The 21,409-nt window shown below is 44.2% G+C and carries 27 protein-coding genes; 24 read left to right on the forward strand and 3 right to left on the reverse strand.

Annotated features, from left to right (window positions below; genetic code table 11):
* Positions 1-107 precede the first annotated feature (107 nt).
* The 5 genes from QUD05_RS29990 (at position 108) to QUD05_RS30010 (ending at position 4,035) form a co-directional block, all read left to right on the forward strand.
* Entirely contained in the window at positions 108-323 is a 216-nt protein-coding gene (locus QUD05_RS29990; RefSeq protein WP_289799250.1) for a hypothetical protein, read from the forward strand.
* 7 nt (positions 324-330) lie between these two features.
* The gene (locus tag QUD05_RS29995; protein WP_289799251.1) at positions 331-756 is read left to right on the forward strand and encodes a type II toxin-antitoxin system VapC family toxin; all 426 of its coding nucleotides are present in this window, start codon (positions 331-333) and stop codon (positions 754-756) included.
* Between the two features lie 286 nt (positions 757-1,042).
* A complete protein-coding gene (locus QUD05_RS30000) occupies positions 1,043-2,611 on the forward strand; it encodes a metallophosphoesterase family protein (RefSeq protein WP_289799252.1) in 1,569 nt (522 codons plus the stop codon).
* Positions 2,612-2,786: 175 nt separating this feature from the next.
* Positions 2,787-3,545, forward strand: coding sequence for a YebC/PmpR family DNA-binding transcriptional regulator (locus QUD05_RS30005; RefSeq protein WP_289799253.1), 759 nt, complete (start codon positions 2,787-2,789; stop codon positions 3,543-3,545).
* A 313-nt stretch (positions 3,546-3,858) separates the two neighbouring features.
* On the forward strand, positions 3,859-4,035 hold the full coding sequence (locus tag QUD05_RS30010) for a hypothetical protein (RefSeq protein WP_289799254.1): 177 nt from the start codon (positions 3,859-3,861) through the stop codon (positions 4,033-4,035).
* Positions 4,036-4,504: 469 nt separating this feature from the next.
* Here the strand turns inward: QUD05_RS30010 and rbp are convergent, their stop codons facing one another.
* Both rbp and QUD05_RS30020 read right to left on the reverse strand, forming a co-directional pair.
* The gene (rbp, locus tag QUD05_RS30015) at positions 4,505-4,819 is read right to left on the reverse strand and encodes an RNA-binding regulator (RefSeq protein WP_289799255.1); all 315 of its coding nucleotides are present in this window, start codon (positions 4,817-4,819) and stop codon (positions 4,505-4,507) included.
* A 264-nt stretch (positions 4,820-5,083) separates the two neighbouring features.
* Positions 5,084-5,623 carry a phycobiliprotein lyase gene (locus QUD05_RS30020; protein ID WP_289799256.1) on the reverse strand — a complete coding sequence of 180 codons (540 nt, stop codon included), beginning with the start codon at positions 5,621-5,623 and terminating at the stop codon, positions 5,084-5,086.
* Positions 5,624-6,202: 579 nt separating this feature from the next.
* Here QUD05_RS30020 and QUD05_RS30025 point away from each other — a divergent pair.
* On the forward strand, positions 6,203-7,732 hold the full coding sequence (locus tag QUD05_RS30025) for an efflux RND transporter periplasmic adaptor subunit (RefSeq protein ID WP_289799257.1): 1,530 nt from the start codon (positions 6,203-6,205) through the stop codon (positions 7,730-7,732).
* A 62-nt stretch (positions 7,733-7,794) separates the two neighbouring features.
* A complete protein-coding gene (locus QUD05_RS30030; RefSeq protein WP_289799258.1) occupies positions 7,795-11,061 on the forward strand; it encodes an efflux RND transporter permease subunit in 3,267 nt (1,088 codons plus the stop codon).
* Between the two features lie 109 nt (positions 11,062-11,170).
* On the opposite strand, the gene QUD05_RS30035 is transcribed toward QUD05_RS30030, so the two are convergent.
* Positions 11,171-11,647 carry an NAD(P)H-quinone oxidoreductase subunit N gene (locus QUD05_RS30035; RefSeq protein WP_289799259.1) on the reverse strand — a complete coding sequence of 159 codons (477 nt, stop codon included), beginning with the start codon at positions 11,645-11,647 and terminating at the stop codon, positions 11,171-11,173.
* Positions 11,648-12,561: 914 nt separating this feature from the next.
* On the opposite strand from QUD05_RS30035, the gene rplC reads away from it, so the two are divergent.
* From rplC to rpsE, 17 genes are all read left to right on the forward strand, one after another.
* Positions 12,562-13,194: a 50S ribosomal protein L3 gene (gene rplC, locus QUD05_RS30040; RefSeq protein WP_289799260.1), complete on the forward strand. Its 633-nt coding sequence runs from the start codon at positions 12,562-12,564 to the stop codon at positions 13,192-13,194.
* Between the two features lie 103 nt (positions 13,195-13,297).
* On the forward strand, positions 13,298-13,936 hold the full coding sequence (gene rplD, locus QUD05_RS30045) for a 50S ribosomal protein L4 (protein ID WP_289800116.1): 639 nt from the start codon (positions 13,298-13,300) through the stop codon (positions 13,934-13,936).
* Positions 13,929-14,243 (forward strand): 50S ribosomal protein L23, encoded by a 315-nt coding sequence (locus tag QUD05_RS30050; RefSeq protein ID WP_069070779.1) that lies wholly within the window; start codon positions 13,929-13,931, stop codon positions 14,241-14,243. The genes rplD and QUD05_RS30050 overlap by 8 nt, the downstream gene beginning before the upstream one ends.
* A gap of 99 nt (positions 14,244-14,342) precedes the next feature.
* Positions 14,343-15,206 (forward strand): 50S ribosomal protein L2, encoded by an 864-nt coding sequence (gene rplB, locus QUD05_RS30055; protein WP_289799261.1) that lies wholly within the window; start codon positions 14,343-14,345, stop codon positions 15,204-15,206.
* Between the two features lie 108 nt (positions 15,207-15,314).
* Positions 15,315-15,593 (forward strand): 30S ribosomal protein S19, encoded by a 279-nt coding sequence (gene rpsS / locus QUD05_RS30060; RefSeq protein WP_012410721.1) that lies wholly within the window; start codon positions 15,315-15,317, stop codon positions 15,591-15,593.
* A gap of 93 nt (positions 15,594-15,686) precedes the next feature.
* Entirely contained in the window at positions 15,687-16,043 is a 357-nt protein-coding gene (gene rplV / locus QUD05_RS30065) for a 50S ribosomal protein L22 (RefSeq protein WP_069070777.1), read from the forward strand.
* Between the two features lie 53 nt (positions 16,044-16,096).
* Positions 16,097-16,879: a 30S ribosomal protein S3 gene (gene rpsC, locus QUD05_RS30070; RefSeq protein ID WP_069070776.1), complete on the forward strand. Its 783-nt coding sequence runs from the start codon at positions 16,097-16,099 to the stop codon at positions 16,877-16,879.
* Between the two features lie 87 nt (positions 16,880-16,966).
* On the forward strand, positions 16,967-17,392 hold the full coding sequence (rplP, locus tag QUD05_RS30075) for a 50S ribosomal protein L16 (RefSeq protein WP_012410718.1): 426 nt from the start codon (positions 16,967-16,969) through the stop codon (positions 17,390-17,392).
* Between the two features lie 3 nt (positions 17,393-17,395).
* Entirely contained in the window at positions 17,396-17,623 is a 228-nt protein-coding gene (gene rpmC, locus QUD05_RS30080) for a 50S ribosomal protein L29 (protein WP_289799262.1), read from the forward strand.
* 6 nt (positions 17,624-17,629) lie between these two features.
* Positions 17,630-17,878, forward strand: a complete 249-nt coding sequence (gene rpsQ / locus QUD05_RS30085; protein ID WP_094349093.1) for a 30S ribosomal protein S17 — start codon at positions 17,630-17,632, stop codon at positions 17,876-17,878.
* Positions 17,879-17,924: 46 nt separating this feature from the next.
* Entirely contained in the window at positions 17,925-18,293 is a 369-nt protein-coding gene (rplN, locus tag QUD05_RS30090) for a 50S ribosomal protein L14 (RefSeq protein ID WP_069070772.1), read from the forward strand.
* On the forward strand, positions 18,293-18,646 hold the full coding sequence (gene rplX / locus QUD05_RS30095; RefSeq protein ID WP_069070771.1) for a 50S ribosomal protein L24: 354 nt from the start codon (positions 18,293-18,295) through the stop codon (positions 18,644-18,646). Before rplN ends, rplX begins: the two co-directional genes overlap by 1 nt.
* Before the next feature lie 116 nt (positions 18,647-18,762).
* Positions 18,763-19,311, forward strand: coding sequence for a 50S ribosomal protein L5 (gene rplE / locus QUD05_RS30100; protein WP_094349095.1), 549 nt, complete (start codon positions 18,763-18,765; stop codon positions 19,309-19,311).
* 20 nt (positions 19,312-19,331) lie between these two features.
* Entirely contained in the window at positions 19,332-19,733 is a 402-nt protein-coding gene (rpsH, locus tag QUD05_RS30105) for a 30S ribosomal protein S8 (protein ID WP_094349096.1), read from the forward strand.
* Positions 19,734-19,805: 72 nt separating this feature from the next.
* Positions 19,806-20,354 carry a 50S ribosomal protein L6 gene (gene rplF / locus QUD05_RS30110; RefSeq protein ID WP_163927942.1) on the forward strand — a complete coding sequence of 183 codons (549 nt, stop codon included), beginning with the start codon at positions 19,806-19,808 and terminating at the stop codon, positions 20,352-20,354.
* 2 nt (positions 20,355-20,356) lie between these two features.
* Positions 20,357-20,719 (forward strand): 50S ribosomal protein L18, encoded by a 363-nt coding sequence (rplR, locus tag QUD05_RS30115; protein WP_094349098.1) that lies wholly within the window; start codon positions 20,357-20,359, stop codon positions 20,717-20,719.
* 93 nt (positions 20,720-20,812) lie between these two features.
* Positions 20,813-21,340 (forward strand): 30S ribosomal protein S5, encoded by a 528-nt coding sequence (gene rpsE, locus QUD05_RS30120; protein WP_190891248.1) that lies wholly within the window; start codon positions 20,813-20,815, stop codon positions 21,338-21,340.
* Positions 21,341-21,409 lie beyond the last annotated feature (69 nt).

Consider the following 21,409-nt stretch of genomic DNA (forward strand, 5'->3'; position numbering starts at 1 on the left):
ATAATTTGTAAAACAAATATACGTATCTTCACTACTTATAGGGTCGTCTACCCTACCCGTATCATTACAAGCAGCTTAGGATAGACTAGAAGAACTTTCTAAGGAAAATGGTAGAAAAAATCACAGCTGTGTTTAATGGCCAAGTGTTCTATCCGTCTGAACCGATCGCACTGCCAATTAATACCCGCGTGCGAATCAGTATTGAAATTTTACCGCCAAGCGAACATGAAACGGTATCATTTTTGCAAACGGCGCGATCGCTCAACCTCGAAGGGCCGCCTGACTGGTCTGCCAATATAGATAAATATTTGTACAGTAAATAAACTTTTCATGCATTCTGAAGTCTTTCTTGATACATCATTTGCCATTGCCTTATCTGCACCGAGCGATCGCTTGCATGACCGAGCCTTACATCTGGCTAAAATGTTACAAGTAGCAGAAACTCGTTTGGTGACAACACAGGCGGTGATGTTGGAAATTGGCAATGCCTTATCCCAACAACCTTATCGTCAGGCGGCAATCATATTATTAAATTCTCTAGTAGCAGACTCCAAAGTCGAAATTGTCCCCCTTTCCCAAGAACTTTACGAACGTGCTTTCCAGCTATATCGCGAACGAACAGAGAAAGAATGGGGATTTGTCGATTGCGTATCTTTTATTGTTATGCAATATAGCGGCATCACTGAAGCACTAACTGCCGATGAGCATTTTCAACAAGCAGGCTTTCGAGCATTACTGCGAGAAAATTTGCCGTAGGATTGGGGATTGAGCATTAGATATGCTACATGGGGGAATGGCACTAAGAAAAGCTATAAGCTTTGCCCTAACTGGTTCCCAGCCTGGAGGCTCCGCCTCCAGTAGCTTGACTCAGAGGCTCTGCCTCTGGGAAGACATTCCCAGTCTTCAAACTGGGAACGAGATGAAACAAGCCTTTCGGCTTTTCTTAGTGCCATTCGGACATTGGGCATTGGTTATTCACAAATGACAATTAAATATTTCGTTACAATCGGTGTGTGCATTAGGCATTCAAGAGTTATCAGCCATGAAATTGATTTCCGATCCACCGATTCCTGTAAAAATTCAAAAGATGAAGGAACGGGTGCGGTGGATGCATCCAAGTTTTGTGCAACGGGGAATTGACCAAACCAGTCTAGTTATTGACGATCGCAGGCAAGATAATCCAGAATTTTCCTTTATGGTTATCGGCGATTCCGGCACTAAATCTCATTCTCGACACCATCCCCAACGAAAAGTTGCCGAACTGATGCTGACTCACCGCGATGATTGCAGCTTTGTGTTGCACACTGGCGATGTAATCTATGTGGTGGGTTCCCAAGAATATTATTCAACAAACTTTATTGAGCCTTACCGGGAATTTCTTGTCGATGGTGACAACCCGAAAGGCATTCCTTATGACCGTATGGTGTTTAATCTGCCGTTCTTGCCAGTACTTGGTAATCATGATTACTACGATGTACCGTTGATGTACCGTTTATTTACTGGCACAACATCGTCACTACGTCGCCTGTTCCGCTACAAAGATATCGAGATTGGCTGGCATGGATCGTATCAAGGTAATGCTTATGCACGGGCATTTATGGACTACACTCAAGCGATGTCTCCACAAGAGTTAGAACGTCATTTAGATCGGCACTACACTGCAAAGACCGACACAGGGCGCTGTTTGCGTTATGAACCTGGACAGTTTACCCGTTTACCCAATCGCTATTACACCTTTCGTTACGGCGGGATTGACTTTTTTGCACTCGATTCTAATACCTTTAATACACCATCACCTTTACCTGCAACTCAAGAGGGAGAAATTTACCGTCGGGAATTACAAAAGCGTCGCCAGGAAATAGATCGAGAAGAATTGGAGATTTTGGGAATATGCGATAAACTCAACCCAGATAAACCCACCGAAGCCGAACTACTTGATGACTTTAGTGCCAAATTAGACCAAATAAACGAAATCAAAATCGACATTGAAAAACAACTAGCATCTCATCAAATGCCTGCGATCGATTTTGAACAACTTGAATGGTTGCGAAGCAGACTAATCGAATCTTGGAACACCTCCGAAGTGCGTGGACGTGTAATCTTTTTCCACCATCCTCCCTACGTCACAGAAGCTACCAAGTGGAATCAGGCCCAAACCTTGGCAGTTCGTCACCGTTTGCGCTGGGTATTTGAACAAGTGGCAGAAACTCTTGGTACTCTAATTAAAGAACGTCCCATAGTCGATTTGATTTTAAACGGTCACGCTCACTGTTTGGAGCATCTTTGCACAACTGACACCGGATTTGCAGACTCGCATATTAACTGTATTATCTCTGGTGGCAGCGGTCATCGTCCCCGCTATCAACGGCGAGAAGGGACTGAATTGATGGAAACTTTTGCTGAGATTGCAGGTAAACCCACTCGGAAAGTTGCGGATTCAACGCTATTTGTAGGCCGTCATAATTACAATTTCCAGAACCGACTGCCCTATTCATGTGTGCGGATTGATGTTCTGGATGGTAGCCCGCCCAAGTTTATCATTAGACCGTTGATTACTGAACGGTTTGAACAAGAGTGGCATAACACAGAACTGGAACCTTTTGTTATTTAAATGGGATACGGTAAGTAATTGAACTACATCATTCCCCATCTCATTTAAAAATCAAATCTCAGTGCTGCTGGATTGCTTTGAGTGATTCTGTTGGTGTTTTACCAAATGCACCTTTGCATTGAGACAAAAGCTAGGTATATCCTAATCTTAAATAGAGTTACGATCATCTCAAATTATGGCAGGACACAGTAAATGGGCAAATATTAAGCGCCAAAAAGCGGTAGTAGATGCAAAAAGGGGAAAAACCTTTACTCAGTTATCGCGGGCAATTATCGTTGCGGCTAGAAGCGGCGTCCCAGATCCGGCACTGAATTTTCAACTTCGTACAGCAGTTGACAAGGCAAAGGCTGCGAGTATTCCCAATGATAATATTGAACGAGCGATCGCTAAAGGTGCAGGCACTTTTGGCGGCGATAGTGCTACTTTTGAAGCGATTCGCTACGAAGGTTATGGCCCTGGTGGTGTAGCGATTTTAATCGAAGCCCTCACAGATAATCGCAATCGCACTGCTGCTGACTTGCGTGTAGCTTTTAGTAAAAATGGTGGCAATCTTGGTGAAACAGGTTGCGTTAGCTGGATGTTTGAACAAAAAGGCGTTTGTGTTGTGCAGGGTGTACTTGACGAAGAACAGCTTTTAGAAGCATCCCTCGAAGGCGGTGCCCAGTCTTATGAAATGACTGAAGATGAGATGGCTGAGGTTTTTACTGATATTGGAAATTTAGAAACCCTTAGTCAGACACTCAAAAATCAAGGCTTTAAGGTAACTGATGCTGAATTGCGCTGGATTCCTAGTAATAGTGTAGAAGTTACCGATCCTGATCAGGCGCGATCGCTTTTCAAGTTAATTGATACTCTAGAAGGCTTGGATGACGTGCAAAATGTCACAGCTAACTTTGAAATATCAGAAGAATTGATGTCTATCACCATTTCCTAATCAAAATTAACCCAAGTATCATAGCCAAATTACAGTTATTTGGATGATGTCCAAATTGTTACATTGAAGATTGAAATGCCAGCAAGTATTTTTTAGCTAAGTATTCCACGTAAGCCCATACAATTCAATTAAGCTTTTTTGATGAAAATTCTAGATTGTAGAGACGGCGATTCATTGCATCTCTTGCCTTAACCGAGTAAATCCTATATTTGACGAATGTAAAAATAGACATGAAAGATTCATCTCAATTACAAACTGATGACATACGTCTATTGGATAGTTAAATTGTTGATTACCTGATGAGGATTTTCAAGTGAATAAGTTCGCTAAAGCTTTACTTTTGGCTCTAATTTTTGCTGCACCTGTAACCGCTTTTGCATCTCAAGCTCAAGCTAAAACTATCCATCATACTAGCGTAAAATCTGCTAAAGTTCATCACACTAAGCATCACAGACATCATGCTAAAAAACTAGTTCATAAACACTTATAAATAGTTACTATTAGTCGTAAAAGTTTCTAGTAGCTCTGTAATCAAGTTTAGTGTTGGTTTCTCTGAAAAGATAACTGTATTATTTAACCCCGCTGGAATCCCTACCAATCAGCGGGTTTTTTTAAGGGAACTCCAAGAAATAAATTATCCAATATTGAATATTTTTTTATTTGGAAGTCCCTAATTAAACGTGAGTTTGACAAGTCTTATTTGACCTCTCCCCCAACCCCTCTCCGACACGGAGAGGGGAGCAAAAAGCTTAATTTTTCGTTGCTCCTCCCTTTCCGTTTCGGAGAGGGAGGCTGGGAGGGAGAGGTTCATCGAACTCACGTTAATTAACTTGCTCAAGGGTGCGATCGTCTCATAAAAATCAAAGTTAAAGCGATCGCAAAATATCATTAGTAGCGATCATTTTGCATAAAAAAGACTCAAGCATTCCTGCCTGAGCCTTTTCTAAATTCAATTAAGCTTAATAGCGGTTGTTGCTGCGGTTGTAGCCGCCGCCACCACCACGGTTCCCAAAGGAACCACCACTTCTGTCTTCTTTGGGCTTGGCTTTATTTACTTTGAGGTCACGACCAAGCCATTCAGCACCATCAAGAGCTTCAATGGCTTTCGTTTCTTCATCTTCTGAACTCATTTCCACGAAAGCAAAACCGCGTAAACGACCTGTTTCACGGTCAGTGGGTAGTTGAACACGCTTTACAGCACCATATTCTGCAAATACAGCACTTAGCGCATCTTGTGTAACATCATAGGAGAGGTTACCAACGTAAATTGACATCAAATGTCTCCAAAATCATAANGTTTGTAGAGATTTAGATTTCGGAGAGAAGTCTGTAATACCAAAAGGAAAAAGCCTGTCAATACTAAAAACAAACACTGTCGCCGAATTAATTCTCATTTCACTTCCCATGATGACANNNGAAGCAAATTTCTGGGTAAAAGTTNNNAAAACTGTTATAAAAAGTTATGTAAGTGGTTAATAGCTAGATCCTGGCTGGTTTAAAAACGGGTGAGACCAAGTGAACCCCACCCACGAGATCGACTAATCCACTCTCTTTTCTAAATATTGACCAATCATCAACTGCTCACCAGCACGGGAGATAATGCTTTGCCTGGTGCGGTATTTGCTGCCAATTAGCTTTAACTCTTCTTCAAAGACCGAACCGTTATACTCAGTTCGCAAACACATTGTTTTAGGGTTGGAGAAATAATACTGAGCGGTGACTGGTTTAGATATAGCAAAGCCGCGATCGCGGTACAAAATATTTCCTAAAGCTCCAAATATTGTTGAACCTTGCGACTCTTTCCTGTCCTTAAGCACATCCATACTTTCCCATGTTACTGCTGCACCACAGATCAAACTACCCGTATCAGCCAAATCGTGCATCTGAGCTAGCTTTTGCAATTCATCACAGCCCTGCTCAAGAAAATTGATCGTAACGATACTCTCCATCTCCTTGGTTTCTCCCTTGGGTAGGGTGTAGTAGCGCCGTTGCGATCGCCAATTACCCGCTGATTCTTGGAAAAATTCGGAAATCTGGGATTCATCAGCAGTTTGTGCAATTTTTAACAGAGATGTCACGTCTTACCTTCCTCACCTAATCCAAATATATTTTTGGCAAAAGCTAATTCTTGCTGTTGTTGCCATAACACTGATTGCCTTGTCTCTCGCCATCTTACGCAAGGGGGTAAGAAAAAATAGTGTTTGCCATTACATTATAGACATAAAAAGCAATAAATCTTTAATATTTTTAACATTTTTAAGTACTGTAAATACTAAAAGTTGCAGTAGAATAGAATATAGTATTGAATGTATAAAAAATCATTTTTTAAGACTGCCCATTATGTTAGAATACGAAACTTTTTGGCTCATATCTTTAGAAAAAGCCAGATTTAGCCTATGGGTAGATTCGAGAAAAATGACAAATATTTATACTAAGTTTATAATTTGTTAACTGCAAGAAGATTATCTACCTCTGCGTCAGAAGTAGAGCGGTGAGAAGTTTTGGACTTTTGTGGGAAAACAGTAGTTTTTGATGCAAAAAATTACTGTCAGACAGCTTATTCATTCTCGCCGTTTTTTGTTAATGATATCTCTCAAAATTACTTGATTAAAACACGGCTGTTTAACCCCAAAAGCTCCCCAATAGGAGAAAAATAAATGATTTTGGATGCAAATAAGCCGCACAAACAGGTGAAAATGACAGATCCAGTAGCCACTAATCAACTAATTAATATCCAGTTAGATTCAGTTGTGAAAACTGAAGTGGCTACCGCAGATTTAAAGAGTAGACTTCTTGCAAACAGCACTTGTGCAATAAGTGAAAAAGGGAAAGAAAGAAATTATTCCCTTTCTTCCAATTCTGTAAGAAGTTTATTGATTCCCTGTTTGGTGGGTATAGGACTGTTGACGGCAAGTTGCGGATCACTGCCCAAGGAATCAGCAGGAGCACAATCTCAGCAACCTGGTGGTAGAGAACGCGGTGGTGGAACACCTGTAGATGCGGCGATCGCTCGAACTGACTCGCTGCAAACACAACCAGAGTACACAGGTAATACAACACCTTTTCGGATTATATCAGTGCGATCGCAAGTAGAAGCCCGGTTGTTGGCTTTGAACTTAGATGTGGGCGATACGGTAAAACAAGGGCAAAACGTCGGGCAGTTAGATGATGCCATACTTTTGACCGAATTAAAGCAAGCAGAAGCAGAACTAGCAGCCCTGAAATCCGAAGTAGCTAGGGCAACCAATCAAGTAAGCAATGCTCGTGCAGACGTTGAACGGGCGCGGCTAGAAGTGGTACAAGCTCAGGCAGACTCAAGACGACAACAGGATCTATTCAAAGCCGGAGCGATCGCCCAACAATCTGCCGAACAAGCACGTACACAGGCGCAAACAGCCGCCCAGGCACTACGGGCAGCCCAAGAGCAAGTCCGCACAGAACAGCAAGCCGTCGCTGCTGCCCAAGGTAGAGTACTTGCCCAACAGGCATTGGTTGCCCAAACCAAAGAGCGTAGGTCTTATGCTCGACTCACATCCCCCATTACTGGCGTAGTCACAGAAAAGGTGACAGAACCGGGCAATCTTCTGCAAGCAGGTAGCGAAGTCTTGAAAATTGGTGACTTTAACCGTGTCAAAGTTGTTGTGCAAGTTTCCGAATTAGAACTGGCACAAATTCAAGTTGGGCAGTCTGTACAAGTCCGCTTAGATGCCTTCCCCAACGAAACATTAATTGGCAGAGTTACGCGCATTTCCCCAGCTGCCGATGCCACAGCTCGTTTGATACCTGTAGAGGTAGTGATTCCCAACAATCAAGGGAAGATTGGTAGCGGATTACTGGCGCGAGTCAATTTTGAAACTCAGACTCAACAGCGAGTAGTAGTGCCACAAACAGCTATTCAAAAACAAGCCGGGGCAGCAAAAGGAGCAGGGGCAGCAAAAAGAGCAGGTGGAGAGCAAGAAAACCCATCTGGAACACTATTTGTAGTCAAAGACACAGAAGGCAAGACGAAAGTAGCAGCACGTGCTGTCACTTTAGGAAAAAGGGTTGATGGCAAAGTTGAAATTCTATCTGGCTTACAAGTCGGGGAGCGCTATGTTGTTCGCAGTGGTCAACCCCTAAAAGATGGAGCCGCTGTACGTTTATCAATTCTTTCCGAAACAGCAGAGTCATCCCCTAAAGGGAATTAAAAATTCAAAATGTCTTTTGGAATTTTTCATTTTGCCTTTTTAATTGGAGCGCAGCGACAGTAATGCAGCAAGTAAAAAACGGCGGCGGATTTAGTATCAGTGCTATATCAATCCGCCAACACATCGGCACACTCATGCTGACGTTGGCAGTGATAGTCATGGGTGTATTTTTTGTTGTAAAGTTACCCGTGGATTTACTACCATCAATTACCTATCCTCGAATTGGTGTGCGAATACAAGCACCTGGGATTTCCCCAGAGGTAGCAGTTGATGAAGTTACCAGACCCCTAGAAGAAGCCTTTGCGGCTACCGAGGGTGTGGTACAGATTTTTTCCCAAACTCGTGAGGGACAGATAAATTTGGATCTGTTCTTTCAACCAGGTGGCAATATTGACCAAGCTTTAAACGATGCGACAGCTGCTTTTAACAGAGCTAGAAGCACATTACCAGACGCCATCGAAGAACCACGCTTATTTAAAGTTGATCCTTCCCAATTGCCAGTTTACGAATTGGCATTAACTTCGCCCTCTCTAGAAGGCGTTGATTTGCGCGTTTTTGCCGAAGAAGAACTAGCCCGCGAACTGAGTGTTGTATCTGGAGTTGCAGGGGTAGATATATCGGGAGGAGTTCAAGAAGAAGTTAGGGTAAATATTGATTTGGATCGGTTGCAAGCTTTGGGTGTAGGTTTAACCGATGTCCTAGATGAACTCAGAGATCGCAACATAGATATTTCTGGTGGTCGGATTTTAGGGCAGAATTCTGAACCCTTAACCCGTACCGTTGGGCGGTTCCAAAATGCCAATGAAATTAGCAATCTTTCTTTTGAAGTCTCTTCTGCTCCTTCTTCCCCAGTCACCAGTACCCAGTCCCCACTCGCCAGTACCCAATCCCCAGTCCCCAACCGCCGCGTCTATTTGCGTGACTTTGCTGAAGTCATTGATGGCTCAGAACAACAACGGGTGTACGTTCTACTCAACGGGGAAGAAGCTGTAAAAGTCAGCATCCAAAAGCAGCCCGATGCTAACACCATTAACGTTGTTGAAGGTGTGAAAAAACGCTTGGAAGAACTCCGGCAATCTGGGGTAATTCCCGAAGGGACAATTCTTACACCCACCTTGGATGAGTCGCGGTTTATTCGCAACTCTATCTCCAATGTTACCAGTTCTGGGTTGATTGGTACTGGACTAGCTGCGATCGCAGTTCTCCTATTTCTTGGTTCTCTACGACAAACTTTCATCATCGTCCTAGCCATCCCCTTAGCAACCCTAGCTGCCATCATCTTGATGGGGCTATTTGGCTTATCTATCAACGTTTTTAGTTTGGGTGGTCTAGCGCTGGGTGTGGGTATTGTGGTAGATAACTCCATCGTCATGTTAGAGAACATTGCCGAAGGGGCTGGGATGACTCCCGGTAAGGATAATAGAACCAGCTTGAATTCGCAGCAACTAATTTATCAAGCAGAAAAAAGTAGCCAAGAAGTAGAATCAGCTTTAATTGCTTCTACTAGTACAAACTTGGTAGCTGTATTACCGTTTTTGCTGATCGGCGGTTTTATCGCACTACTATTTAATGAGTTAATTCTCACCATCACCTTTTCAGTTGCAGCTTCAATTTTGATTGCCGTAACCGTTGTACCAATGCTTGCTTCCCGGATGTTGGCATGGAAGTTTTCCAGCCGTCTGAGCGAATTTTGGCTTTTGCAAAAGTTTAATAACCGCTTTGATGCTTCTACCAGAGGATACGGCAGTTTTTTAGCTGGGATATTACGCTGGCGATTGGTTACGGTAGCGATCGCTATTATCCTTTTTGGCGGCGGCAGTTTGTGGATGGCTCCGCAAATTCCCCAAGAAATTCTCCCCCGCATCAACACCGGACAAGCCAACTTAAACGCCCAATTTCCTCCCGGTACACCTTTAGAAACCAACCAAAAAGTAATGGTTGCGGTGGATGAGATTATCCGCAAGCAGCCAGAAACAGAATATGTTTTCTCTACAATTGGTGGCTCCCTCTTTGGGAACACTACCAATGCTAATGCCCTACGAGCTTCCAGCAATATTACCTTGAAGGCGGGTACTAATGTCCAAGCTTATGTAGAACGAGTTACCCAAGAGTTGAACAAGCTAAATTTAGCAGGAATTCGCCTGCGTCTTTCCCCCGGTCAAGTACGGGGTTTGATTCTCAGCAACTCTCCGATCCGTGGTGCTGATGTTGACGTGATGCTTCAGGGAAATGACGTAAATAATTTAGAAGAAGCTGGTCGTCAGGTACTAGCAGCCTTGGAAGAACAAGCTACACTAGCTAGATTTCGTCCCGATGCAGACGATCGCCAACCAGAAATTCAGATTCTTCCTGATTGGGAGAGAGTTTCAGCTTTGGGTTTAACTACCACACAAATTGGGGAAACAATTCAGACTGCTCTTGAAGGTAGCGTACCAACTCAGTTGCAACGCGGCAACCGTTTAGTCGATGTTCGCGTCAAGTTGAATGAAAAATCATTGCAAGCAGCTTCTCAGTTGCAGAGGTTGCCGTTGTTTGTCGATAACAATCGCCAAATTCGCTTGAGTGATGTTGCCAAAATTGCTGAAGCTCAAGCCCCAGGAGAAGTTCAGCGAATCAACCAGCGTCAGGTTTTCTTAATTGCTGGCAACTTAACACAGGGAGCTAGCCTTAGTGAGGCCCTAGAACAGGTCAGTACGGTACTAGATAGTCTAGATTTACCTGAAGGTGTTAGCCGCTTACCCAGTTCAGCAGCAGAATCTAATCAGCAACTCCAAAGCTCACTACAACTATTAGGTGGATTAGCTGCCTTTTTAGTCTTTGTGGTGATGGCGGTGCAATACAATTCCCTCATCGACCCGCTAGTAATTATGTTTACAATTCCCTTGGCATTAGCTGGGGGGATTTTTGGACTTTACATCACCAAAACTGCCATTGGTGCGACAGTGATTGTCGGCGCGGTTTTACTGGTGGGTATTGTAGTTAATAACGCCATCATCATGGTGGAATTGGCCAATCAAATTCTCGAACGGGAAAAAGTTGACCGGAAAACTGCGATTTTGAAAGCGGCTCCTCAACGCCTACGACCAATATTAATGACAACCATTACCACTGTTTTAGGTATGTTTCCCCTAGCCTTAGGAATTGGGGAAGGTTCAGAATTTCTGCAACCATTAGGCGTGGTAGTGTTTTCGGGCTTATCTTTGGCAACAGTGCTGACGCTGTTTATCATTCCCTGTTTTTATACCCTGTTGCACGATTTGCTGGGTGGAAATTGGGCGAAGCCAGTGTTAATCCGGTTGCAGGGATTTACCAAAAAACTTACAAACTAATGAGCATTTAAGTTGCACATAGAGCTTCTGGTTTGATCAATAATTGCCAATATCTCAAGAGTGAGGAAGTTATGAGTTAAAATTCATACCTTCCTCACTTTTGTAACTGTTAGCTAGCTAACAGAGTTTTTTCTAGAGAAGTCCAACGGAAAGCGCGATCGCCACCTCTCTCAATAATGACTTTCACTCGTGGTTCTAGCTGAGGTAAATTCGTTAAATACTCAACTTCCTCATTAGAAAGAATATGCCCTTCAATAATCCACAAGACCAGCCCCTTTGACTTTGGTGGTAACTGTTCTAGATGAGAATTGAGAATTGGGGGTAGATAGTGTACCTGACCTACTGCTGCACCGCTACCAGTACTTTTTTTACCAAGATGAGGAGGTCTGACTCCATGAATTCTTGTGAGATACGCAGCTACGTCACCCAGTCCCTTAGCGGTAATGTGAAGGGTGGTATAGCCAGCAGCCCGTAGTCGGCGCTGATATCGACCTTCATAACCCCCTTCCAGAGGTACATACACTCCAAGAGCGCCAAATTTTTCCAGATCGCGGATTAAACCGTTGCCAGTGGTAATTAGTGCCATAGATTTTCGTCTTATCCCACTTAGATATCTCTATTATTTACCCTGAACCGATAGATTAAAAGCATTTTTTTGGGCATTGGGCATTGGGCATTGGCTATTAATTATTTCTTCCCCAGTCCCCAGTCCCCACTCCCTAAAAATAACTCTATAAATTACTGGACAAACATAAATAAATAATTTATATTATTAGATTGTGACCAAAAACGCAAAGTAGTGAACTTCTCAACTGTCATTCTGGGGTAGTGTTAGCATAAAAAACTAACGAATAAATCCAAATTGGATAATCTGACTCAGATTGATCATAGACTGGTAAACTAGAAAAGCTTTCAGGTCAACATTGGAGCTTATGTAAGCTCCAGAGTAGGTTTACTCCTGTGCCTCTGAAAAAGTAGGCAAAATCTTAAACAATAGTTTAAGGTGTTTAGGGAAGTAAAGACTGAGCAGCAATGTTGGTTTCATGGCATTACGTCAGTCTCAGTTAACGGATACTGGGCGGTAAAAACCGCTTAAGTCCAACTGCAACACGGCAGTAGCCAATCTCCGGGAAGCCGCCCTTGGGGCGTGTAAAAATCGGAAAACCCGCCGACAGCGCTGCCTCCAGAAAGTGCCAGAGCAATTGCTTGGACGAAAGCATTGCTGCACACAGCTTTAAGCTGTAGCGCCTTGCATTGATTCCAGAAGTTACCCCTTCCCAATATGAAGGAACTTGTGGCTGTTCTGGTGATCTAGTGAGTGAAGCTAAACAGATTCACCAAGCAGTACGGACACGGTTTGTTGTGTCCGAAAGCATTTGGAGCGGCTTACTAAAGCCATTCCAAATTTCGCAGGCTAACCCAGCCTAAACTGATGCGTACAAAGCGTGTCCTCTAGAGTCCAATTCCAAGGTCAGCAAGTAGAAAGGAGAACCAGTTACTGTGTCTGTAGGTATTCTCGGCACCAAGCTGGGCATGACTCAAATATTTGACGAAGCAGGAGTATCTATTCCTGTAACTGTCATTCAAGCAGGGCCATGCACCGTTACACAAGTTAAAACGAAAGAAACCGACGGTTACTTTGCCATTCAAGTTGGTTATGGCGAAGTTAAACCCAAGGCACTAAACAGACCTCTACTGGGTCATTTGGCTAAATCATCTGCCCCAGCATTGCGTCACTTAAATGAATATCACACCGATAGCTCTAGTGATTATGCTTTAGGTCAAGAGATTAAAGCAGATATTTTTAGCGCTGGTCAAATTGTCGATGTCGTCGGCACAAGCATTGGTCGCGGCTTTGCGGGAAACCAGAAGCGCAACAACTTTGGTCGCGGACCAATGTCACACGGTTCCAAAAACCACAGAGCGCCCGGTTCTATTGGTGCTGGTACAACGCCCGGTCGTGTCTATCCAGGTAAGCGGATGGCAGGCCGTTTGGGTGGAAAACGTATTACAATCCGCAAACTGACCATAGTGCGAGTTGACCCAGAACGCAACTTATTGCTGATTAAGGGAGCTATACCTGGTAAACCAGGCGCTCTAGTAAGTGTTGTGCCTGCAAAAATAGTGGGATAGTCAAAAGTCATTAGTCAAAAGTCATTAGTCAAAAGTCATTGGCTAAGGACAAATGGCAAAAGACCAATGACAAATGACAAAGGACAAAGGACAGATAACAAAGATGGTTGAAAGCGTAGTTAAAAATTGGCAAGGAGAACAGGTCGGCGAAACGACCTTCGAGTTGCGTGTTGCCAAAGAAGGAACAGCGTCTCATATTGTGCACCGCGCCTTAGTACGGCAATTGACTAATGCTCGTCAAGGAAATGCCAGCACAAAAACTCGTGCTGAAGTCAGAGGTGGTGGCCGTAAACCTTGGCGGCAAAAAGGTACTGGTCGCGCTCGTGCAGGGTCTATTCGTTCACCATTGTGGCGTGGTGGTGGTGTGATCTTTGGGCCAAAGCCTAGAGATTTCGACCTGAAGTTGAACCGGAAAGAGCGACGTTTAGCACTGCGGACAGCATTTGTCGGTCGTATTGACGACTTGATCGTAGTAGAAGAATTTAGCACCGAGCTATCTCGCCCGAAGACTAAAGAATTAGTGGCAGCACTTGCCCGTTGGGGAATAGTACCAGAAAGCAAGGCACTGTTAATTTTGTCTGAAATTGCGGATACAGATAACGTTTATTTATCAGCCCGCAACATTGAAAATTTAAAACTAATTGCAGCCGACCAGCTAAATGTTTTTGATTTACTGCACGCTGACAAAATTGTAGTTACGGCATCAGCCCTAGAAAAAATTCAGGAGGTCTACAGTGCCTAGCTTTGACCCCCGCGACCTTGCCGACTTAGTACGTCGCCCAATCGTCACCGAGAAAGCGACCATCTTGATGGAGCAAAACAAGTACACCTTTGAAGTAATTCCCAAGGCATCAAAGCCAGAAATTAAGGCTGCGATCGAAGATTTATTTCAGGTCAAGGTTGTAAAAGTCAACACCACCCTACCACCGCGTAAAAAGCGGCGCGTTGGTAAATTTATTGGTTATAAGCCCCAATATAAGCGAGCGATCGTCACCGTCGCACCTGGGGATGAAGACAAGATTAGACAAGTTCTATTCCCAGAAGTCTAAAAAAGTTAGGAGTTAGGAGTTAAGAGTTAGGAGTTACTACGCTCAAAACTCAGCACTCAAAATTTCAAACTCAGCACTTAGCACTCAGCACTTAAAAATATGGGTACCCGTTCTTATCGCCCTTATACCCCCAGCACTCGCCAAGTTACAATCTCTGACTTTGCGGAAATTACCAGAACCGAGCCAGAAAAATCCCTAACAACCTCGAAGCATCGCGCTAAAGGTCGGAATAATCACGGACGGATTACTAGTCGTCGCCGGGGTGGCGGACATAAACAGCTTTATCGGATCATCGATTTTAAAAGGGATAAACATAATATTCCGGCAAAAGTCGCAGCAATTGAATATGATCCTAACCGCAATGCCCGGATTGCCCTTTTGTATTACCAAGATGGGGAAAAACGGTACATCCTTCACCCCAACGGGTTGAAAGTTGGAACAATAATTATTTCTGGGCCAGAAGCTCCCTTTGAAGATGGTAATGCCTTACCGCTCTCAAAGATTCCTTTAGGTACTAGTGTTCACAACGTAGAATTTACCCCTGGTAAAGGTGGTCAAATTGTACGTGCTGCTGGTGCTAGCGCCCAAGTCGTGGCAAAAGAAGGTAATTATGTAACTCTCAAGTTGCCTTCAGGAGAAGTCCGCTTGATTCGACGTGAGTGCTACGCCACCATTGGGCAAGTAGGCAACACCGATGCAAGAAACCTGAGTGCAGGTAAAGCCGGACGAAATCGCTGGAAAGGTCGCCGTCCTAAGGTTAGAGGTAGCGTCATGAACCCAGTGGATCACCCACATGGTGGTGGTGAAGGTAGAGCCCCTATCGGTAGATCGGGGCCTGTTACACCTTGGGGTAAACCCACATTGGGTGCGAAGACACGCAATCGCAAGAAACTTAGCAGCAAGTTGATTGTGCGTCGTCGTCGTAAGTCTTCTAAACGCGGTCGCGGTGGTCGTGAATCTTAAAGAGTTAGAAGTTATGAGTTATGAGTTATGAGTTGAATCTAAACTTATTAACTCCTCACTCCTAACTCCTCACTCCTAATTCCTAAATCCTAAAGCCAAAATTGAACTATGGGTCGTTCTCTAAAAAAAGGTCCTTTCGTTGCGGATCATCTCTTAAAGAAAATTGAAAAGCTCAACGACAACAACAGAAAAGAAGTTATTAAAACTTGGTCAAGAGCTTCGACAATTTTGCCTCTAATGGTAGGTCATACTATCGCTGTTCACAACGGACGCCAACACGTTCCAGTTTTTGTAAATGAACAGATGGTAGGACACAAATTGGGTGAATTTGCCCCAACACGCACCTACAGGGGTCATGGAAAAAGCGACAAAAAAGCGGGTAGGTAGTTATTAGTCATTTGTCATAGTCATTGGTCATTAGTTATTAGCTTTCGACAAAGGACAAAAGACAAAGGACGAAAGATAAAATTGGAGAAAATTATGGCTACTAATACTACTGAAGTAAAAGCGATCGCTCGTTTTATCCGCATCTCGGCCTATAAAGTGCGTCGGGTACTCGATCAAATCCGCGGGCGATCTTACCGAGAAGCGTTAATCATCCTGGAATTCATGCCCTATCGCGCCACTGAACCCATTTTGAAGGTTCTCAGAAGCGCTGCTGCCAATGCCGAACACAACGCTGGGTTAGATCGGACCCAACTAGTGATTACTCAGGCTTATGCCGATCAAGGGCCGCCGTTGAAGCGGTTCCAACCAAGAGCGCAAGGTCGAGCTTACCAAATTCGCAAGCCGACGTGTCATATTACTGTGGCCGTTGCAGCCGCCCCAGAAAAATAAGCACGTTTACACGAATAAATTGCGTAAAGTAAGAAATTTTAGAGGAAGCATTCGTGGGACAGAAGATTCATCCAGTTGGTTTTCGTCTGGGTATTACACATGAACATCAATCCCGTTGGTTTGCTGTTCCTGATCGTTATCCAGAACTTCTACAAGAAGATTACAAACTGCGTCAATATATAGAACAAAAGCTGGGTAGACAGGCTCAAAACAACGCCGGAATTTCCGAAGTACGGATTGAGCGGAAAGCCGACCAAATCGACTTAGAAGTACGGACAGCTAGACCTGGGGTAGTAGTAGGTCGTGGTGGACAAGGTATTGAATCGTTACGTACCGGACTCCAAGGATTGTTGGGTAGTAATCGTCAAATTCGGATCAATGTAGTTGAAGTTCAACGAGTTGATGCTGATGCCTACCTAATTGCTGAATACATTGCTCAACAATTGGAACGTCGGGTTTCCTTTCGGCGGGTAGTGCGGCAATCTATTCAACGTGCCCAACGTGCTGGTGTCCAAGGTATTAAAATCCAAGTTAGCGGTCGCCTCAACGGTGCAGAAATTGCCCGGACAGAGTGGACTCGTGAAGGTAGAGTACCTTTACATACTTTACGGGCTGACATTGACTACTCTTATTGCACAGCAAAAACTGTTTACGGCATTTTGGGTATCAAAGTATGGGTGTTTAAGGGAGAAATTATTCCTGGACAGGAACCAGAACCGCTACCACCAGCAAGCCGCGATCGCGAACGTGACCCACGTGATCGCGAACGTGAACCCCGTCGCCGTCAACAACAACGTCGTCGCCAGCAATTTGAAGACCGCTCAAATGAAGGATAAATCGTCATTAGTTATTAGTCATTAGTCATTAGTAAATGACAAATGATAAATGACAAATGATAAATGACAAATGACAAGTGACCAACCATGTTAAGCCCTAGAAGAACTAAATTCCGCAAACAACAGCGGGGACGGATGGAAGGACTAGCCACCCGTGGTAGTACCCTCAACTTCGGTGATTTTGCACTCCAAGCACAAGAACCTGCTTGGATTACCTCACGTCAAATCGAGGCTTCCCGTCGGGCAATGACTCGTTATATTCGTCGGGGTGGACAAATCTGGATTCGGATTTTCCCTGATAAACCTGTAACCATGCGTCCTGCTGAAACCCGGATGGGTTCCGGTAAAGGTAATCCAGAATTTTGGGTAGCTGTAGTCAAGCCAGGACGAATTTTGTTTGAAATTGGTGGAGTTTCTGAAGAAATCGCTCGTGAAGCGATGCGTTTGGCTTCATTTAAACTGCCCATCAAAACTAAGTTTATTGTGCGCTCTCAACCACAGGAGCAGGAGTAGCTTATGCCTCTTCCCAAAATTTCAGAAGCTAGAGAATTAAGCGACGAGAAGCTCTCTGATGAAATTGTCGCGATCAAAAGACAACTATTTCAATTGCGCTTGCAAAAAGCCACCAGACAACTAGAAAAGCCCCATCAGTTCCGACAATTGCGCCACCGCCTAGCCCAATTGCTGACGCTAGAAACAGAACGCAAACGGGCAGCAAGTCAATCGGCTAAAGAAGCAAAGTAGGAGATTATGGCAGTTAAAGAACGAGTTGGCTTGGTAGTGAGCGATAAAATGCAAAAAACTGTGGTAGTCGCCATAGAAAACCGCGCTCCTCACCCCAAGTACGGCAAGATTGTGGTTAACACCCAACGATATAAAGTTCACGACGAAGAAAATCAGTGTAAAGTAGGCGATCGCGTTCGCATTCAGGAAACTAGACCCCTGAGTAAAACCAAGCGCTGGAAAATCACAGAAGTCCTGAACGTCAAGCCTACTTAAACCTCATCGTTGTTAGAAGCTAACAACATTACAAGGGAGAATAATTGTGATTCAACCCCAGACTTACCTGAATGTCGCAGATAATAGCGGCGCCCGCAAACTAATGTGTATCCGCATCTTAGGCGGAGGCAACCGTCGTTATGGTTTTATCGGCGATAAAATTATCGCAGTTGTCAAAGATGCTACACCCAACATGGCTGTAAAAAAGTCTGATGTTGTAGAAGCAGTAATTGTTCGGACTCGGAAAGCTGTAAGTCGTGACAGTGGTATGAGTATTCGCTTTGATGATAACGCCGCTGTGATCATCAACAAAGACGGTAATCCCAGAGGCACACGGGTTTTTGGCCCAGTTGCACGGGAACTGCGCGATAAAAACTTTACTAAAATTGTTTCTCTGGCTCCGGAGGTGCTTTAATGGCAACCAAACAGGGTACGCCCAAAGTATTCCACAAAATGCACGTCAAAACTGGCGACACCGTACAAGTGATTGCTGGCAAAGACAAAGGAAAAGTTGGCGAAATTACTCAGGCACTTCCCCAACTGAGTAAAGTCATCGTCAAAGGTGTCAACATAAAGACCAAGCACGTCAAACCCCAGCAAGAAGGGGAATCAGGGCGAATTATTACCCAAGAATTCCCAATTCATAGCTCCAACGTGATGCTTTATTCCACTAAGCAAAACGTTGCCAGTCGTGTTGGTTACACCTTTACCTCAGAAGGCAAAAAGGTCAGAAAACTCAAGAAAACTGGCGAAATTCTGGATAAATAGTTAGAAGTTAGGAATTAAGAGTTAAGAATTAAATTTAACTCATAACTCATAACTCATAACTCATAACTCATAACTTTGTTCCCTGACCAAGCCCAGGGATATCAGGACAAAAAACTATGCCGACAACAAGACTCAAAACCTTATATCAAGAGACAATCGTCCCCAAACTGATTAATCAGTTTCAATATACCAACGTTCATCAAGTACCGAAGTTGGTAAAGGTTACGATTAACCGGGGTTTGGGTGAAGCAGCTCAAAATGCGAAGTCTCTAGAGGCATCCATCAACGAAATTGCCCTGGTAACAGGTCAAAAACCAGTGGTGACAAGGGCGAAAAAGGCGATCGCTGGCTTTAAGATTCGTCAAGGTATGCCTGTGGGGATCATGGTGACACTCAGAGCCGAACGGATGTATGCCTTTTTCGATCGGTTAGTTAGCCTGTCATTACCCAGAATTCGAGATTTTCGCGGCGTTAGCCCTAAAAGCTTTGACGGACGCGGTAACTACACTTTGGGTGTAAGAGAACAGCTAATTTTTCCAGAAGTCGAATACGACAGCATCGATCAAGTGCGTGGGATGGATATTTCCATTATCACTACAGCAAAAAACGACGAAGAGGGACGCGCCTTACTTAAAGAATTAGGAATGCCCTTTCGCGATCAGTAAGTTCATCTATAGAGGGAACGATGGCGGCTAACGACACAATTGCAGATATGCTGACGCGCATCCGCAATGCCAACCTGGCGCGGCATCAAACTACACAAGTGCCAGCTACAAAATTGACCCGGAGCATTGCCAAAGTGCTACGGGAGGAAGGCTTTATTGCTGAAATCGAAGAAGCAGAAGAAGGGGTAAAACGCAATCTGGTGATTTCCCTGAAATACAAGGGAAAAAACCGTCAGCCTCTAATCACCGCCTTAAAGCGAGTGAGTAAGCCTGGCTTGCGTGTTTATTCAAATCGAAAAGAATTACCAAGAGTACTAGGCGGCATTGGCATTGCCATTATTTCTACATCCAGTGGCATTATGACTGACCGCGAAGCGCGGCGTCAGAACTTGGGTGGCGAAGTACTTTGTTACGTTTGGTAGTCATTGGTCATTAGTCATTTGTCATTAGTGAAAGACAAAGGACAAAGGACAAATAACAAAGGACAAAAAGTCATGTCACGTATTGGTAAACGTCCAATTACTATTCCCGCCAAAGTTCAAGTGGCGATCGATGGTACGAATATTGTGGTGAAAGGCCCGAAAGGAGAACTTTCTCGCACTCTCAGAGATAATGTCTCACTCTCTCAAGAGGGGGAAATATTACACGTAAATCGTCGGGATGAAACTCGGACATCGAAGCAATTGCACGGCTTGAGCCGCACTTTAGTTGCCAACATGGTCGAGGGAGTTTCCCAAGGTTTTCAGCGCCGTTTGGAAATTCAAGGTGTTGGTTACAGGGCACAACTTCAAGGGCGTAACCTAGTTTTGAATATGGGTTACAGCCATCAAGTGCAAATTGAACCACCAGATGGAATTCAGTTTGCCGTAGAAGGTACCACTAACGTCATTGTTAGCGGCTATGACAAAGAAATCGTCGGTAACACAGCCGCCAAGATTCGTGCCGTTCGTCCACCAGAACCTTACAAAGGTAAAGGCATTCGCTATGCTGGTGAAGTGGTCAGACGGAAAGCTGGTAAGACTGGTAAGGGTGGTAAGAAGTAGAAATGAAACTTACTCGTAGAGAATCAAAAAACCGTCGTCATCGACGCGTTCGTGGCAAAGTGATTGGCTCCCCAGAACGTCCGCGTTTAGCGGTATTTCGTTCTAATGAGCATATTTATGCCCAGCTGATTGATGATACTCAGCATCAAACCATCGTGGCTGCATCGACTGTAGAACCAGAGTTGAAATCTAGTTTAGCGTCATGTGCAAACCGCGATGCATCGGTACAAGTTGGTAAGTTGATCGCAGTGCGATCGCTAGAAAAAGGCATTACCAAAGTAGTCTTCGATCGCGGTGGTAACTTATATCATGGTCGTGTCAAAGCATTAGCTGATGCAGCACGCGAAGCTGGTTTAGATTTCTAAAGTCATTAGTCATTAGTCATTAGTTATTGGACAAATGACAAAGGACAAATGACAAATGACAACTGACAAATGACGTTCACCAGAGCATAAATTATGGCAACAGAGCGTAAAAGTAGAACAAAGCGTGCCAAAAAAGAAGAAACCACTTGGCAAGAGCGGGTTATCCAAATCCGCCGCGTAAGTAAAGTGGTCAAAGGTGGTAAAAAACTCAGCTTCCGAGCGATTGTTGTCGTTGGTAACGAACGCGGTCAGGTTGGAGTTGGAGTAGGCAAAGCTTCAGATGTAATAGGTGCCGTCAAAAAAGGCGTAGCCGACGGCAAAAAACACCTCATTGATATCCCAATCACCAAATCCAACTCCATCCCCCATCCCATTGATGGTGTCGGTGGTGGTGCAAAAGTGATTATGCGTCCAGCCGCACCTGGTACTGGGGTAATTGCGGGTGGTGCTGTGCGAACTGTGTTGGAATTAGCAGGAGTTCGTAACGTTTTAGCCAAGCAACTAGGCTCCAACAATCCGCTCAATAATGCTAGAGCCGCAGTTAATGCCTTATCTACACTGCGTACCCTTGCTGAAGTCGCCGAAGATCGCGGTATTCCTATTCAAAATCTCTACATCTAATTTAGTCATTAGTCATTGGTCATGAGTCATTAGTGAATAACAAAGGACAAATGACAAATGACAAACGAC

It is taken from the genome of Nostoc sp. GT001 (assembly GCF_030382115.1).
GTDB lineage: Bacteria > Cyanobacteriota > Cyanobacteriia > Cyanobacteriales > Nostocaceae > Nostoc.